At 61.1% G+C, this 14,882-nt stretch carries 16 protein-coding genes; 4 read left to right on the top strand and 12 right to left on the bottom strand.

Features of this window, described 5'->3' with window-relative positions; all coding sequences use genetic code 11:
* The first annotated feature begins 220 nt into the window (after positions 1-220).
* Complete coding sequence (locus O987_RS19450; protein WP_043374168.1) at positions 221-577, top strand: cupin domain-containing protein; 357 nt, start codon at positions 221-223, stop codon at positions 575-577.
* 53 nt (positions 578-630) lie between these two features.
* Here O987_RS19450 and O987_RS19455 read toward each other — a convergent pair whose 3' ends face one another.
* Positions 631-930 (bottom strand): putative quinol monooxygenase, encoded by a 300-nt coding sequence (locus tag O987_RS19455; protein WP_003053143.1) that lies wholly within the window; start codon positions 928-930, stop codon positions 631-633.
* 142 nt (positions 931-1,072) lie between these two features.
* Positions 1,073-2,992 (bottom strand): FAD-binding monooxygenase, encoded by a 1,920-nt coding sequence (locus O987_RS19460; protein WP_043374171.1) that lies wholly within the window; start codon positions 2,990-2,992, stop codon positions 1,073-1,075.
* A gap of 135 nt (positions 2,993-3,127) precedes the next feature.
* Here O987_RS19460 and O987_RS19465 point away from each other — a divergent pair, with 135 nt between their 5' ends.
* On the top strand, positions 3,128-3,646 hold the full coding sequence (locus O987_RS19465; RefSeq protein WP_003053140.1) for a MarR family winged helix-turn-helix transcriptional regulator: 519 nt from the start codon (positions 3,128-3,130) through the stop codon (positions 3,644-3,646).
* 98 nt (positions 3,647-3,744) lie between these two features.
* On the opposite strand, the gene phnX is transcribed toward O987_RS19465, so the two are convergent.
* From phnX to phnD, 5 genes are all read right to left on the bottom strand, one after another.
* Entirely contained in the window at positions 3,745-4,608 is an 864-nt protein-coding gene (phnX, locus tag O987_RS19470; protein WP_043374173.1) for a phosphonoacetaldehyde hydrolase, read from the bottom strand.
* 60 nt (positions 4,609-4,668) lie between these two features.
* Positions 4,669-5,757: an iron-containing alcohol dehydrogenase PsrA gene (gene psrA / locus O987_RS19475; RefSeq protein WP_043374175.1), complete on the bottom strand. Its 1,089-nt coding sequence runs from the start codon at positions 5,755-5,757 to the stop codon at positions 4,669-4,671.
* A gap of 120 nt (positions 5,758-5,877) precedes the next feature.
* Complete coding sequence (gene phnE / locus O987_RS19480; RefSeq protein WP_003053135.1) at positions 5,878-6,714, bottom strand: phosphonate ABC transporter, permease protein PhnE; 837 nt, start codon at positions 6,712-6,714, stop codon at positions 5,878-5,880.
* Positions 6,711-7,556 (bottom strand): phosphonate ABC transporter ATP-binding protein, encoded by an 846-nt coding sequence (gene phnC / locus O987_RS19485; protein ID WP_043374178.1) that lies wholly within the window; start codon positions 7,554-7,556, stop codon positions 6,711-6,713. The genes phnE and phnC overlap by 4 nt, the downstream gene beginning before the upstream one ends.
* Entirely contained in the window at positions 7,553-8,428 is an 876-nt protein-coding gene (gene phnD / locus O987_RS19490; protein ID WP_043374181.1) for a phosphonate ABC transporter substrate-binding protein, read from the bottom strand. The genes phnC and phnD overlap by 4 nt, the downstream gene beginning before the upstream one ends.
* A 169-nt stretch (positions 8,429-8,597) precedes the next feature.
* Between phnD and O987_RS19495 the strand changes: the two genes are divergently transcribed.
* The gene (locus O987_RS19495) at positions 8,598-9,533 is read left to right on the top strand and encodes a LysR substrate-binding domain-containing protein (RefSeq protein ID WP_043374184.1); all 936 of its coding nucleotides are present in this window, start codon (positions 8,598-8,600) and stop codon (positions 9,531-9,533) included.
* A gap of 174 nt (positions 9,534-9,707) precedes the next feature.
* The gene (locus tag O987_RS19500) at positions 9,708-10,703 is read left to right on the top strand and encodes a Bug family tripartite tricarboxylate transporter substrate binding protein (RefSeq protein WP_043374187.1); all 996 of its coding nucleotides are present in this window, start codon (positions 9,708-9,710) and stop codon (positions 10,701-10,703) included.
* A 328-nt stretch (positions 10,704-11,031) separates the two neighbouring features.
* Here the strand turns inward: O987_RS19500 and O987_RS19505 are convergent, their stop codons facing one another.
* From O987_RS19505 to O987_RS19525, 5 genes are all read right to left on the bottom strand, one after another.
* Positions 11,032-11,919 carry a hypothetical protein gene (locus tag O987_RS19505; protein ID WP_043374191.1) on the bottom strand — a complete coding sequence of 296 codons (888 nt, stop codon included), beginning with the start codon at positions 11,917-11,919 and terminating at the stop codon, positions 11,032-11,034.
* 255 nt (positions 11,920-12,174) lie between these two features.
* Positions 12,175-13,041 (bottom strand): hypothetical protein, encoded by an 867-nt coding sequence (locus O987_RS19510; RefSeq protein WP_043374194.1) that lies wholly within the window; start codon positions 13,039-13,041, stop codon positions 12,175-12,177.
* 46 nt (positions 13,042-13,087) lie between these two features.
* Positions 13,088-13,636 (bottom strand): fimbrial protein, encoded by a 549-nt coding sequence (locus O987_RS19515; protein ID WP_235214183.1) that lies wholly within the window; start codon positions 13,634-13,636, stop codon positions 13,088-13,090.
* A gap of 10 nt (positions 13,637-13,646) precedes the next feature.
* Positions 13,647-14,153 carry a fimbrial protein gene (locus O987_RS19520; protein ID WP_043376689.1) on the bottom strand — a complete coding sequence of 169 codons (507 nt, stop codon included), beginning with the start codon at positions 14,151-14,153 and terminating at the stop codon, positions 13,647-13,649.
* Between the two features lie 10 nt (positions 14,154-14,163).
* The gene (locus tag O987_RS19525; RefSeq protein ID WP_043374197.1) at positions 14,164-14,748 is read right to left on the bottom strand and encodes a fimbrial protein; all 585 of its coding nucleotides are present in this window, start codon (positions 14,746-14,748) and stop codon (positions 14,164-14,166) included.
* Positions 14,749-14,882: the final 134 nt, after the last annotated feature.

Consider the following 14,882-nt stretch of genomic DNA (forward strand, 5'->3'; position numbering starts at 1 on the left):
TCGGGGAATCACCCTCCAAGCGTCTGCTCCGGGGACAAGCGCCAGGCGGCACAAGCCACAGCGCCCTTCCCCCGCCCGACCGGGGACATGGGAAAGGCGCCACGCCGAAGACATGGGTTTGGCTTTCCTGGGCAACGACAAGAGATCACACTTTTGCCAATCGGTCCGAGCGAAGACAGGTTCGCTTCAACGGCCGTGACGAGGCGCGAAGGAGCAAAGAATGTCCAACCAACAGCAAGTCCCCGAAACCCGGGGGGTGGCAGTGCAAATGCTGGCCACGCTCGACCTGGGCCCCGAGATCGAAGGCATGGCGGGACGCCAGCTTCGCATGCGCCTGGTGACCATGGCGCCAGGCGGCGTCTTCGGCCCGGTTCACGACCACAAAGACAGACCCGGCATGGTCTACATCCTCGAAGGATGCATCACCGACCATAGAAATGGCGTGGCCACCGACTATGGCCCGGGCGTGGGCTGGCCCGAAGACAGAAACACCACGCACTGGCTGGAAAACCGTTGCGCCGTGACGGCGGTGGAGATTTCGGTCGACATCATCAAGCTGCAGCAGGCTCCAAGCTAGTGCCGTCAATCGAAGTGCCTTCAAGCGAAGGCCACAGCCGAGCGCCAGACCGCTCAGGTGGCGCGTGGCGCCTGCACCTCGTAGAGCCGCAGATCCCGCTGCCCGATCCCCAGCTCCGGCCATGCGGCACGCCAGGCCTGGATATGCGCAGATGCGAAATGTGCATCCAGCGCCGCCTGATCCGACCACAGCTCCTTCACATGGATCAGCCCCGGCACCAGCACATCTTCGGCATAGCCGTACTCGAGACAGCCTGGCTCCGCGCGCGAGGCCTCTACCATGGCACGCATGGCAGGTCGGGCAAGCGCCAGGTTTTCGGATGGCAAACGCACCGTCCCCACGATCAACAGCATGTCTTCTCCTCTTGAGCACAAGCAAACATCGTAGCAAGCAGCGCTCACTCGCTCTACCCGGGCGCAAAAAAGGGAGGGCAATGCCCTCCCTGAAACACCTTACAGGCGTTGATGCCGATCGGCAGTCCTTGGCCAGGGACTCTCAGGCCCGCATGAAGGACTCGAAATAGGCGCTCAGTGCAGCATGGTCGCCCAGGGGCAGAACCTGGGCCACATACTGGTCGGGACGCACCACCACCAGAGCGCCCTGCTGGCGGTCGATGCCGCGCAGCTCGAAGATGTCCTGACCGGCATTCTTCAGATCGGGGCTGAACACCTTTTCATAGTCGATCATTCCCAGCTGGCCCTTGGGGGGCAGCAGCAAGGCAGGCAGCGTCTCCAGCGCCACCTCGGTATAGGCCTGCGGAAAGACGGCACGCAGATCAAAGATGCTGTCGATATCCTGGCCGGCCGGCGTGAAGCGGCGCAGCGGCGATGCGGCATCGCTCTCCAGGAAACGACACAGCGCCAGCAGGCCGGACTCGGGCTGCGCCAGGTCGTTCTGCCCTGCAAACGCATACAGGCGCCAGCGGCCATCGGCCTTGCCGCAGTGGCCCAGCTGCAAGGGCTTGGCGTCGGAAACGCGCACTACCGGTGCGGAATGAAAACGCATGCCCACCGTGAAGCCGCTGGCCAGTGCCTGATGCGTGGCCTGTCCCGTCAGCACGGAGGGCGCATAGTGCGTGCCCACGCCAGCCGTGAAGCGGCCATGCTGCTCGAAGTACTTCTGGAACTCCTTGGGGTCCACACCGCCCTGGCCGCCTTCCTTGGCCGGGTCGCTGAACATCTTGGCCCATTCGCGGTCGAAGTCGATCAGTTGCTGGGCCACGACCTGGCGCTCGGACGAATAGGTGTGCAGCAACTCGGGCGCACATTGCTTGCGCAGCACGGCGGCCAGCTTCCAGCCCAGGTTGAAGCTGTCCTGCATGGAAAAATTCATGCCCTGGCCAGCCTTGGGGCTATGGGTGTGGCAGGCATCGCCGGCGATGAAGACGCGCGGCAGGGGCGAGTCCGGTGTGGCCACGCCATCGGCCACATCGTCATATTTGGCGCAGATGCGCTGGCCGATCTCGTACACCGACCACCAGGGCACATTCTTGACGTCAAGCTTGTAGGGATGGAGCACGCGCTGGGCGGTTGCTATCAGCTGCTCCACCGTGATGTTGCGGCTGGCCACACGCTCGTCGGCATCGAGCTTGTCCATCTCCACATAAAAGCGCACCAGGTGACCGCCTTCGCGCGGAATGATGAGCACATTGCCCTGCTCGGACTGAATGGCCACTTTGTAGCGCACATCGGGGAAGTCCGTCACGGCCAGCACATCCATCACGCCCCAGGCCTGATTGGCCGAATCGCCGACCAGCTGGCGGCCAATGGCCCGGCGCACATTGCTGCGCGCGCCGTCGCAGCCCACCACATAGCGGGCCTGCACGGTTTCGATCTGAGCGGCATGGGCGGCATCGCAGCGCTCCAGCGTCACGGTAACCGGATAGTCCGCTGCGCCGTGGTCGATCTTCACATCCAGCACGCGGCGGGCGTAGTGCGGCTCCAGACGGCTGGGCGAGTTGCGCATGCGCTCCAGATAGTGGTCATGCACGCGCGCCTGGTTCAGGATGACGTGCGGGAACTCGGACAGACCGTCTTCCGTATCCTGCACACGGCCATGGCGGGCGATCCGGCCGGGCTCGGCGGGATCAGGCTTCCAGAAGGTGACGTCGTTGATCCAGCAGGCCTCCTTGAGGATGGAATCCGCGAACTCGAAGGCTTCGAACATCTCCATGGTGCGGCAGGCGATGCCGTCGGCCTGTCCCAGCTCCATGGGGCCTTCCTTTTGCTCCACGATGCAGGTACGGATATCCGGGAAGGCCGCCAGTTGCGCGGCCAGCGTCAGACCGGCGGGGCCGCAGCCCACGATCAGCACATCGACCTGCGAGGGCACGGCCTCGGTATGGGCAGGGGCCAGCGGCGAAGCCGGAGCGATCAAGGGGTTGCCGGGACGAAAACCGTTCAAATGAAATTGCATGGAGGCCTCAAGTTCTTCAAGTGCGCAGACGCCAGTGTCTGCCAATCAGTCCGCACACAGATAGTATGTATGCATACCAAATGCATGCATCGTATTATCCGAGCCTTGAAATGCCAACCCCACCTAGGGAAAACCATGACTAACTCTGCACTGCCAAACGCTGCCTCAGACAGCGCCAGCAGCCCCCCCTTCTTTCCACGCCTGGAGGTGGAAACCTTTCCGGGCCACGGCATACGCCGCCTGCAGCAAGTGGCCGTGGCCGTGTTCAGCCAGGCCACGGAAGCCTGGGGCGTGACGCCGCTGCAATTTGCCGTGCTGCAAAAACTGGTGCATCTGCCGGGCATAGACCAGCGCACGCTGAGCATGGAGGTGGGCTTTGACAAATCCACCATCGGCGGCGTGATCGACCGCCTGGAAGCACGCGGCCTGCTGTTGCGCCAGCACACGGCCAAGGATAGACGCGTGCGTCTGCTGTCCCTGACGCCCGAGGGCCAGGCCCTGCTGGCCGATGCAGGGCCGTCCGTGCTGCAAGCCCAGCAGCAGATGCTGGACCCGCTGAGCGAGACCGAACGCGAGCTCTTCACACAGCTGATGCGCAAGGTCATCGAGCATCACGAGCAGCTCGATCCCGAGGCGCAGACACCCGCAGGCTAAGCCCCCCCCCGCAGAAAAAAGCCCCGGGCCGTCAGGCCTGGGGCTTGGCTTTTCCGGGCCGGGCTTGCGACCGGGTCTGCAAGCTCCAGAAGCGAGTCCTAGAACGGCATTTTTCCGGCGCGCATCTCGGTCGCGATCTGCACCAGCACAGCTGGCAGATCGGCCACGCTGCGCACCACGTAATGGGCTCCGGCCTTTTTGAGCTTGGCTTCGGCCACGGCGACACGGGCCTCGACCTCTTGCTCGGGCGCCCTGGCAAACTCCTGCACGCTATAGCCGACCTCGTTGCCCGACAGGCTCAGGCCCACGGTCCACATGCCTGCGCGCAGCCCCTCCTCGATGCCCGGCACGGTGTCGTCCACCTTCACGCAGGCACGCACATCGCCAACGCCCAGCGCCAGCACATTGGCCAGTGCCATGAAGGGGCCGGGGCGGCCACCGGCCTCCAGTTCGTCGCCTGCCACCACATAGTCGGGCTTGAGGCCTGCGCCTTCAGCCTGCGGCAGCAACTGGTTGAGCACCTCGCGCGGGTAACCCGAGCAGGAGCCGACCTTCAGGCCCTGGGCGCGCAGCCATTGCAGCGTCTGCACAGCGCCTGCTATGGGGGCCGAGAACTCGCCCACCTTGGCAATCTGCAGCGGCATGAAGCGTGCGTAGATAGCATCCACATCCTCGTTGGTCGGTGCCCGGCCAAAAGCGCTGTGCCACTGCGCGGCAATGCTTTCCTCCTGCAGCAGCTGGTGGATATGGTCCCATTTGGACAGGCCCATGGGGCCGCGTGCCTGGGCCAGGGTGATGGTGATGCCGAAGCTGGCAAAGGCTTCGACAAAAATCTGCGTAGGTGCGAGCGAACCAAAGTCCACCAGCGTGCCGGCCCAGTCGAAGATGACGGCTTGCAGCGGTGACAGATCGGCGGCGGGCTGGGACAGCACCAGAGTTTCAGCTTGAGCGATGGAGTTCATGATTTTTTCAGCGGTGGCTTAAAGAGGATGGAAAGCGGAAACCGGTTCAGGTTCCGGGACTCAGCTCAGAGAGCGAATGAAGTTGCGCCCGCGCGGACCGCTGGCGGCTTTCTGCACCATGGCGCTCCAGGCCTCGGGCGGCACGCCATAGTGGGCCGGATCGGTGGCAACGCCCAGCCCTTGCAGAACGCTGCGCAGACGCTCGACGGCCGCTGCAGGCGTGCCGGCATCGAAGATGGAGAGCAAGGCGGCATCGGCCACCGCGTCTGCGCCCAGCGCCATCTCCAGCACCATGGGCAGGCTGAACGAGCAGGCCAGGCCATGCGGCACGCCATGCTGCAGCGTGATGTCGTAGGACAGCGAATGCGCGAGCGCAGTCTTGGTGTTGGAAAAAGCCAGGCCGGCCATCAGCGCCGCCTCGGCCATCTCGTTGCGCAGCTGCGCGCTGCCCAGATCCTGCATCAGCGCGGGCAGCGTGGCCAGGGTGCGGCGCGCCGACTGCACGGCCAGTGCCATGGAGACCGGGTTGCGGTTCACGTTCCAGATGGATTCCAGTGCATGCGACAGCGCATCCAGCCCCGAGGCCAGGGTGGAGCCGGCCGGCAGGCTGGTCATCAGCTCGGCATCGATCACCGCGGCCTCAGGCCAGGTACAGGACTGGTGCAGCGAATACTTCTGGCCGGCGGCCTGATCCCAGATCGTGGCCCATGGCGTGACTTCGCTGCCTGTTCCGGCCGTGGTGGGGATGGCGATCAAGGCCTTGTGCCCTCCCGCCTCCAGCTGGCCACCGTGCTTGAGCAGCGCCAGCAGGTCGGCAAACCGGCCTGAAGGCGTGTGGCAGATCAAGGCCTTGGCCGAGTCGATGGCGCTGCCGCCCCCCAGGGCCACGATCACGGGCACCTCGGCATGGTCACGCTGCACCTGCCCGTACAGCGGCGCCAGCCACTGCACATCGGGATTGGGAGCAATGCTGTCGATCACGCCGCGCAGTTGGGCTCCCAGCAGTTGGCGCATGCGCCGCACCAGGCCCAGGCTTTCGGCTTCGGGAAAAGTGACCAGCAGGCAGCTGCGCCCGGCCAGCAGGGCCGGCAGTTGATCGAGACTGTTGCGACCCACGCTGATATGCACGGGGTTGTGATAGGTCCACACGAGAAAGCCTTTTGACGTTTTTTGAGCGAAATCAGCCCTTGGCGCTCATGCAACAAGCGCTGACAGCTCATATTTTTGATTGATATAAGGACTGCGGCGCACACCGGCACCGCGGCGCAATCAGTGGCGAGCGCCCTGCTGTATGCGGCTGCGCAGCCAGTTCGATGCCATGTCGGCGGCAATCACCATCACCGTGATGACGATGATGCAGGTCGCGGTCTCCTGGTAGCGGAACAGCTTGAGACTGCTGACCAGCTCGAAGCCCAGACCGCCCGCCCCCACCATGCCGAGCACCGTGGCCGAACGCAGATTGACTTCGAAGCGATAGAGCACCACGGCGATCCAGGCGGTGATGACCTGGGGCACCACGCCAAAGGCGATGATCTGCAGCTGGCTGGCACCGGCGCTGCGTAGCGCCTGCAGCGGGCCGTCGTCGATCTCCTCGATCGCCTCGGCAAAGAACTTGGCCAGCATGCCCATGCCGTGCAGGGCCAGGGCCAGCACGCCGGGAAAGGGCCCCAGGCCCACGGCCGAGACAAACACCAGCGCCAGAATCAGCTCGTTGATGCTGCGGATCACATTGAGAAACTGGCGCGTGATGCGACGCAGCCAATGCCAGCCGTGCAGATTGCCGGCCGCAACAAAGGACAGCGGCAGCGCCAGGATCACGCTGAGCAAAGTACCCCAGATGGCGATCTGTATCGTCTCCAGCGCCGGTGCCCACAGGCGCGGCAGCATGCTCCAGTCCGGCGGCACCGAGCGCGAGAGAAAGTCGCCGATCTGCGGCATGCCGCCCGCCAGCTCGCTCCAGCTCATCTGCGCGCCCGCAGCGCTCCAGTGCAGCACCCAGCCGATGGCCAGGGCCAGCGCGGCATAGCCCAGCCAGCCGCCCTTGCCTTGCGGGCCTGCGCCCGTCCATTGCCAGCGGTCTGGCTGTTTCAGGCTCTGACTGTTCATGGCAGACCTCCTGCGACCGCAGCGGGAGACATCGCCCCGGGCAGCCAGTTGCCGGCTGCGGTGCTGCTGACATGCAGCGCACCGCCCTGCTCTGGCGCATGTCCGGTGGGTTGCGGCTCGCCGCTGTAGATGGCGTTGAGCGCGGCCTCGTCCAGCATGGCCGGCACGCCGTCGAACACCATGCGTCCCTGCGACAGGCCGACGATGCGATCGCCAAACTCCCGGGCATAGTCGACCTGGTGCAGATTGCAGACCACGGCAATGCCCAGCTCGCGTGTGGCATCGCGCAGATACTGCAGCACGCTGCGCGCGGTCTTGGGGTCCAGGCTGGCCACGGGCTCGTCGGCCAGAATCAGCTGCGGCTGCTGCGCCAGGGCACGGGCAATGCCCACGCGCTGCATCTGCCCGCCCGAGAGCGCCTCGGTGCGCTCATCGGCCTTGTGGGCCAGACCCACGCGCTGCAGGCATGCGTCGGCCAGCGCGATATCGCTTTGCCTGAACAGCTGCAGCACCGAGGCCAGCGTGCCGACCTGGCCCAGCCGCCCCGTGAGCACGTTCTTGCGCACCGACAGGCGCTGCACCAGGTTGTGGTGCTGGAAGACCATGGCCACATGGCGGGCCAGCTCACGGCGCGAGTGCCTGCGCATCAGATCGATGCCGCCCACCTGCAGCTGGCCGCTGTCGGGCTGGTTCAGCCCGTTCATGCAGCGCAGCAAGGTGGACTTGCCCGCGCCCGACAGGCCCAGCATGACCACGAACTCGCCGGCCTTCACATCCATGTCGATGCCATGCAGCACATGGTTGCTGCCATAGCTTTTGCGCAGATTGCGGATGCTGATCATTTCATCTTCCCGAGGTCCAGGTTCAACGCCTTGGCGGTCTGGCGCACCACGTCATAGGCCTGATCGTTGGTGGGCGCAAAACCATTGAGCTCGCCACGGTCGCCCCAGGGCAGACCCTTGATCTCGGCCAGTGCCGCAGCCACTTTCTTCTTGGTGGCTTCGTCCAGATTCCTGCGCCAGGCCATGGGCGACTCGGGGATGTCCTTGGAGCGCCAGATGACCTGGAAATCCTCGGCCTTCACATGGCCCTTGGCGACGGCCGTCTGGAAGATGGGATCGGCCACGGCCGCCGCATCCACCTTGCCGTTGGCCACGGCCATGATGCTGGCGTCATGCGAGCCCGAGAAGATCACGCGCGAGAAATACTTGTCGGTATCGATGCCCTCGCCCTTGAGGCCGGCCTTGGGAAACAGATGGCCCGATGCCGAGCTGGGATCGACAAAGGCAAAGGTCTTGCCCTGCAGCTGGGGCACGGTGCCCAGGCCCTTGTCCTTTTTGCTGATGATGATGCTGTTGTACGAGCTCTTGCCGGAATTCCTGGCCACGGGAATGGCGAAGGCCTCGGCATTGGCCAGCTGGCTGGCCAGCACATAGGAGAAGGGGCCGAAATAGGCCACGTCGATCTTGCCCGAGCGCATGGCCTCGATCACGCCGTTGTAGTCATTGGCCACAAAGGGCTTGATCTTCAGGCCGGTCTTGGCGGCCAGCTGGTCCATCACCTGCTGGCTGGCGCGCATCATGGCCTGGGCATCCTCGGAAGGGATCAGGCCCACGCGCAGCTCGGTGGGCTGCTGCGCCATGACGCCGGTGGTGGCGGCAAGCGTCAGGCTGGCGGCTGCGGCCTGCAGCCAGGTTTTGCGGGTCATCGTCATGGATTTCATCCTTTGCAAGTGCGTCTGTAGAGTGCGGCTGGGCTTCCGCCATCGCACCGTCATTGCAGTGCGTTGACGCAAATGTTAGGGACGACATATGACTGTCATGTGAAGGTTTCAGAATCAGTTTTGACAGCTTCCATAGATCAAACCTTGAGATGACATTTGCATGAGCACCGCCCGCTACCGAGCTTTTATCGCCGTGGCCCAGCAAGGCAGCCTGAGCGCCGCCGCCCGCGCTTTGGGCCTGAGCCAGCCCACGATCTCCAGCCAGATCGCCACGCTGGAGCGGCAAAGCCAGATCGAGCTCTTTCATCGCCAGGGCTATCGCATGACGCTCACCGGTGCCGGCCACAGGCTCATGACGCTGGCACAGAAACTGCTCGCGCTGGAGGCCGAAACCGAGTTCTTTCTGCGCGACTCGGGCCAGCTCAACCAGGGCGAACTCAAGATCGGCGCCGTGGGGCCGTTTCATGTGATCGAGATGGTGGCGGCCTACAGCGCCCGCCATCCCGGCATGAAGCTGTCGATTCGCATGGGCAACTCGCAGCAGGTGCTGCACGATCTGGAGAACTACACCACCGATGTGGCGGTGCTGGCCGGTCTCTATGACAGGCCCGAGCTGCTGGCGCGCGAATATGCGCGCCACGCCATCATCCTGTTTGCCCACGTCGATCACCCCCTGGCAAGGCGCGAACAGGTCGAACTGGCCGAGCTGCACGGCCTGCCGCTCTTGCTGCGCGAGCAAGGCTCGACCACGCGTACCGCCATCGAAAAAGCGCTGCAGGCAGCCGGCGTGAAGCCCCGCACCCAGCTGGAGATCGGCAGCCGCGAAGCCATACGCGAGGCCGTTGCGCGCGGCCTGGGCATCGGCGCCGTGTCCGAGGCCGAGTTCATTGCCGACCCGCGCTTTCGGCCCGTGCGCATTGCCGGAGACCCGGCCAGCACCACCACCTACGTGTATTGCATGAAGGAACGCAGTGAAAGCCTGCTGGTGCGCTCCTTTCTCAAGGCCATTGAAGATAGCGGGGGCCCCGATCTGCCCGCTGTCCGGCAGACCGCTCCAAAACCCTTGATAGCCCCAACAGCCAAGAAGCTGGCGTAATCCGTCAAACCCTCTGCCCGCCTTGCGCCGAGAATTTTTGACAGTGCAGCGGAGAAACTGAGTCCCTGGCCGGTGACAGGGCTGCAGATTCGCCCCAGGCAAGGCGCTCTGCACAGAGCCTGCATGGACGCGGAAAATCGGCTGCCGGGCAGTCAAAAAAAAGAGGAGACAAAGATGAAGCAAACCCTGCAATGGAGGGCTGTGGCCCTGGCAACCAGCCTGAGCCTGAGTGCAGCCGCCATGCCGCTGACAGCCCATGCTCAGCCAACGGCCTGGCCGGCCAAACCCATACGCCTGGTGGTGGGCGGCCCGGCCGGCGGCAATGCCGACTCGCTGGCGCGCCTGCTGGCCGACGGCATGCAAAAACAGCTGGGCAAGCCGGTGATTGTCGAATCCAAGCCCGGTGCCGCCGGGGTGCTGGCCGTCAACGACCTGCTCGCCAACGGCAAGGACGCCCACACGTTCTTGCTGATCCAGGGCGGCATCGTCAGCGAGACGCCCCTGGCCTACAAGGTCAGCTACCAGCCTTTCAAGGATCTGAAGCCCCTGGCCCAGCTCAGCCGCAACGGCCTGGTGCTGATTGCCAACAAGGACTTTCCGGCCAGCAATCTGCAGCAGCTGGCCGACTACGGCAAAAAACAGGCCGACGGGCTGGACTTTGCCTCCTATGCCACGGGCATGCGCGGCCATACCTCGGGCATGCTGCTGGGACAGTTGCTCAACATCAAGATGAAACACCTGGGCTACAAGGGCTCTCCTCCGGCGCTCAGCGACCTCATGGGCGGCCATGTGCCGCTGATGATGGACGGGCTCACCACCGCCCTGCCCCTGATCAAGGCCGGCAAGGTCAAGCCGCTGGCCGTGAACTACCCCACGCGCATGGTGCAGCTGCCCGACGTACCCACCTTCAAGGAGCTGGGCTACCCGCAGCTGTCAGAGGTGAGCTGGTTCGGCGTCTGGTCTCGCCCCGATATTCCTGCCGATGTGCAGGCAAGGGTCAGAGAGATTGCGCTGCAGTATTTCAGGCAGCCGCAGGTCGAGAGCAGGCTCAGGGAGATGGGCATGGAGCCGGGCACCGACGCCAGCTCGCAGGCACTGATGGACGAGTTGCAAAAGGCCTTCCAGCGCCAGCAGGCCTTGCTCAGGTCCATCGATTACCAGCCCCAGTAATCCGTCCAGACCATAAAAATGCCGCAGTCAACCCCGACTGCGGCATTCAGAGCCGCCAACACCCCCTTTGATACATGCTTGCTTCGCCTTGCCGTACCTCTGGACGACCTGCGGCCTTGCGCTTCGTCTCGAGCAAAAACCCACGGTTTGCGCTCCGCATCGGCGAGTCTGGTGCCAATAGGAAATGCAGTTTGCTGCCACGCTCCATGCGTGGAAAGCAGTGGTGTGGATGCCCCCCACCAAGGCGGAACATTGAGAGCATGTCAGGCAGACTGTGCGCAGCTGCAACAGGCTGTCCCAATCTCACATGCCCGCCGGGCCCGCGCAATTACTCAATATTAATCAACAAGGTCGTCGAATTGCCGTAATTCGAAGGCATCGGGGTGCCCGACGCACTCAGCGTCGACCTCAGCTTGAAGGTACGAGATCCGTTGATTGTGGCTCGCCTCGGGTTCTGCCCGTCGATGGTAATCAGGGAAGAAATCGATCCATTGCCAAAGAAGATGACATTTCCACCGCCGGTATACACCGAGACCGTTACATCTGGCGAGCATGAAATATCCACGTCCATCTCTTTCACATTGCCGTTCACCTCAAGAGGATTCAGACTTCCATGATCGAGCAGGAGTTCCGGCGTGTCTATGCTGCAGGTTGCATTCACGGTCGTCGGAAAACCCGTGTAGCAGGTCCCAGGAACAATCCCGAGAGCTGTCGCAGGTCCTGTCTGAGTCTGCTGAATTGCTGTGCACATTTGCAGACGCCTTATATTTTTGCCAAGGTTAGACTGAGTATTAATATAAAAGTCCGCCGTTCCAGAAGTGCCTTTTTTCTGTATCCATACATTCCCAAGACAGGAAAGCCGCCATTGGTTGCCCTCCAAGCATTGGCGATAGTCATTCTGGCTTGTAATACTTGCGACGGGAAGCGCTACTCCGACATAGCTGTCGCTCATGTTGACCTTCATCTGAGGATCATCAGTATCGCGAAAGCCGATTCCGAGGTTGAATGTGCCTGTGCTCGACAGGTCATCCGCCACTGGCATCATTCCCCAATTTATTTTGAATCTATGCGTATTGTCGGGGGCCACCCCGAGGTATAGTACGCTGGTTACGGCTGGCATATATGCAGTTGCGGCTTGCGCCGCAGCCGCGCCAAAGAGCAAGCCCACCACAAGCAATCTACTGATGACCCAAGTCCAAATAGATGACTTTTTCATATTAATTCCTGTATAGAGGCGCAAGGCCTCACTGAATGCTTCGAATCTATTGATATTCGAAAGTAAACGACCGCAAAAACACGGTTTGCAGACCGCATTGGGGAATCTTGTGCCAATAGGAAATGCAGTTTTCTGCCACGCTCCATGCGTGGAAAGCAGTGGTGTGGACGCCCGGACCATTGAGAGCATGTCAGACAGACTATGCGCAGCTGCAACAGGCTGTCCCAATCTCTCATGCCCGCCGGGCCCGCGCAATTACTCGATATTAATCAGCAAGGTCGTCGAATTGCCGTAATTCGAAGGCATCGGGGTACCCGACGCACCCAGCACCGACTTCAGCTTGAAGGTACGAGATCCGCTAATTAAAGCCCGCCTCGGGTTCTGCCCGTCAATGGTAATGGTGGAGGAAATCGATCCATTGCCAAAGAGGAGGACATTTCCACCTGCGGTAAACACCGAGACCGTTACATCTGGCGAACATGAAATATCCACGTCCATCTCTTTCACATTGCCGTTCACCTCAAGAGGGTTCAGACTTCCATGATCGAGCAGGAGTTCCGGCGTGTCTATGCTGCAGGTTGCATTGACCGCAGTGGGAAAGCCGGAGTAACAGGTCCCAGGAATAGGTCCGAAGGCGACACCAGGGCCTGACTCTGAATTCTGCGCCACCGCACACATTTCTATATTCTCTATCGACTGGCCAAGCGGGGACGCTGTAGTAATGGTAGTTCTTGCCGTACCGGAGTTGCCAAACTGGTTGACAAACATGTTTCCCACACAGGCCAGATTATAAGAACCATTGATAAAGCACGAATTGCCATTTGAATTGCAAACATACTGATCAGGAAGGTCGCCGGCGAAGTTGTAAAGAGTACCACCTTTGCGTTTGTCTTTCGTCCCTATACTCAAGTGGCATATACCTGGACTGAGCTGAATATCAGGTACTTCAATAATCGACCAGGTAATATCAAAAGCCCAGGATCCACCACTATTTCCACGATTCACCACACTGGTCACCGCTGGCACCTTGGCCGTCGCGGCTTGCGCCGCAGCAGCGCAAAAGAGCAAGCCCACCACCACCAATCTGCTGATGACCCAACTCCAAATAGATGAATTCTTCATATTAATTCCTGCATAGAGGCGCAAGACCTCACATAATTATTCGAATCTATGGATACTGGAAAGTAAATGTTGCCGTCGCCACAAAGGGGCCTGGAACAATCGTCTTGTTCAACACCGCCAGGCTCTCCCCCTGGACATAGGCAGTGAAATGGAGATCGTTGCTGCCAGCATTCAGCGGCAATGCCGAGGTTTGCGTATTGATGGGCAGCACCCCGGCTGCATTTTCAATGGCGATGGCCACTCCGCGTGTGCCCCCTCCGGTATCCAATGCAAGCAGGCCCGGCAGGGATGTATTTTCGCTGCCGCTGAATTTCACTTTCACGGATGAAGCCAGCGCACCATCGCAATCGTCGAGATGAATCGTAAAAGGCTTGGGATCACTGCGACCGGTCTGATAAAAATCGTTCTGGAATATCTGCCCCAAATCGACTTTCAGATCCTCGTCAGCGGGGCGAAGCGTACAGGGCGCATTGATCAAGTTGCCTTTAAAGGTCGCACCTATGCCGTCCAGAGCCGACGCTGGCAGCGCCATGCCGGCCATCAGCAACCCGAGTGCAAACGCCGCCAGTGAATGGATGTATTTCAATCTTTGCATTTGAATCTCACTACTCATAGGTGGCCAGAATCTGAGCCGAGGCACTGAATGCCTGGGCCGGAACGGCCGACAAAGCGACAGCGGGATCAAGCACCGGGGTCGCAAAAAACTCCAATCTCCCAGTGGCCGCACTGCTGGTCGCCACCACGCCCGAGTTCAACGGCAACGGCGCTCCCGCGAACTCCAGGGCAATGCCCAGCGCAGGAACATCGGTCTTCAGCGCGCCATTGGAGAATGAGCTTGGCAGTCCGGTGACCTCAAATTTCACATTGGTATTGTTATCGCAAAGGATATCTAATTGAACGTTCTTTCTGCCATAGCTGGTTCCGTTGATATTGCGAATGATCAGATCCTGGAAATCGACGACCAGCGGACTTCCGTTATTGAGCTCGCAAGGTGTCGCGGCCGACAGGCTTCCTGAGAATTTGACATAGGCAGCAGGCGCGGCATGCAAACTTGCCAAAGGAGACATCACGATGGCTGCACAAAGACTTGCAAATATCTTTCTTGAATTCATCTTTGGCCCCTTAGACATATTCCAAAACCAGTGTCGCATTGGCGTTGAACTGGCCTGCTGTCAGGTTAGATCCCGCTCTTCTGACCGGAACTGCCGTAAAAGACGGCCCGGTAGTCACATACTGCCCTGCGCCCCCAGCATACTGAGGATCGAACACAATCCCCGTGCCTACCGGCAGCGCCACGCCACCCTGACGGATCTCAATGGCCAGGTTATCCTGGTCAGTCGCCAGCAATCTATCTCCGAAACCGGCATTGGCACCAATGAACCGGATTTTCAATTGGGTATAGCCAGTGGGGTTTTCGCAATATATCTGATAGGGGATCGGCTTTTCATGCTGCGACCCGTCAATTTGCGACATAGGCAAAGAGGTACCAAAGTCCACCTTGATTTCGTCCGACCCCGTCAGGTCGGTCACGTCGCAATACGGCGTTGCATTGACTTTAAATCTCACCGTAACGGTTTGAAAACTGGGTCCGGCCGAAGCATTTTCGATACCAGAAAAGACAAGTAGCGACACCACCAACGCATTGAGGCAGGAAATCCCTAACCAGGACCACCGCTTGGGTTTCGTCGATTTTCGGAACTGAGTCATATATATACGCCTAGAAAGGGAATTGCTGTTCAATGTGGCAACGAGGGGCGATAGCCATGATTTTCAACATAGACCGCCATCGCCACTCCGGATGTTGGTTGGTCAGATCAATACGAAAGTGCCCCGCACATTGC

Source organism: Comamonas testosteroni TK102, assembly GCF_000739375.1.
Lineage (GTDB): Bacteria > Pseudomonadota > Gammaproteobacteria > Burkholderiales > Burkholderiaceae_C > Comamonas > Comamonas brasiliensis.

Coding starts and splice junctions, on each gene's coding strand:
- O987_RS19450 (WP_043374168.1), top strand. CDS start 221: ATGTCCAACCAACAGCAAGTCCCCGAAACCCGGGGGGTGGCAGTGCAA.
- O987_RS19455 (WP_003053143.1), bottom strand. CDS start 930: ATGCTGTTGATCGTGGGGACGGTGCGTTTGCCATCCGAAAACCTGGCG.
- O987_RS19460 (WP_043374171.1), bottom strand. CDS start 2,992: ATGCAATTTCATTTGAACGGTTTTCGTCCCGGCAACCCCTTGATCGCT.
- O987_RS19465 (WP_003053140.1), top strand. CDS start 3,128: ATGACTAACTCTGCACTGCCAAACGCTGCCTCAGACAGCGCCAGCAGC.
- phnX (WP_043374173.1), bottom strand. CDS start 4,608: ATGAACTCCATCGCTCAAGCTGAAACTCTGGTGCTGTCCCAGCCCGCC.
- phnE (WP_003053135.1), bottom strand. CDS start 6,714: ATGAACAGTCAGAGCCTGAAACAGCCAGACCGCTGGCAATGGACGGGC.
- phnC (WP_043374178.1), bottom strand. CDS start 7,556: ATGATCAGCATCCGCAATCTGCGCAAAAGCTATGGCAGCAACCATGTG.
- phnD (WP_043374181.1), bottom strand. CDS start 8,428: ATGACGATGACCCGCAAAACCTGGCTGCAGGCCGCAGCCGCCAGCCTG.
- O987_RS19495 (WP_043374184.1), top strand. CDS start 8,598: ATGAGCACCGCCCGCTACCGAGCTTTTATCGCCGTGGCCCAGCAAGGC.
- O987_RS19500 (WP_043374187.1), top strand. CDS start 9,708: ATGAAGCAAACCCTGCAATGGAGGGCTGTGGCCCTGGCAACCAGCCTG.
- O987_RS19505 (WP_043374191.1), bottom strand. CDS start 11,919: ATGAAAAAGTCATCTATTTGGACTTGGGTCATCAGTAGATTGCTTGTG.
- O987_RS19510 (WP_043374194.1), bottom strand. CDS start 13,041: ATGAAGAATTCATCTATTTGGAGTTGGGTCATCAGCAGATTGGTGGTG.
- O987_RS19515 (WP_235214183.1), bottom strand. CDS start 13,636: ATGCAAAGATTGAAATACATCCATTCACTGGCGGCGTTTGCACTCGGG.
- O987_RS19520 (WP_043376689.1), bottom strand. CDS start 14,153: ATGAATTCAAGAAAGATATTTGCAAGTCTTTGTGCAGCCATCGTGATG.
- O987_RS19525 (WP_043374197.1), bottom strand. CDS start 14,748: ATGACTCAGTTCCGAAAATCGACGAAACCCAAGCGGTGGTCCTGGTTA.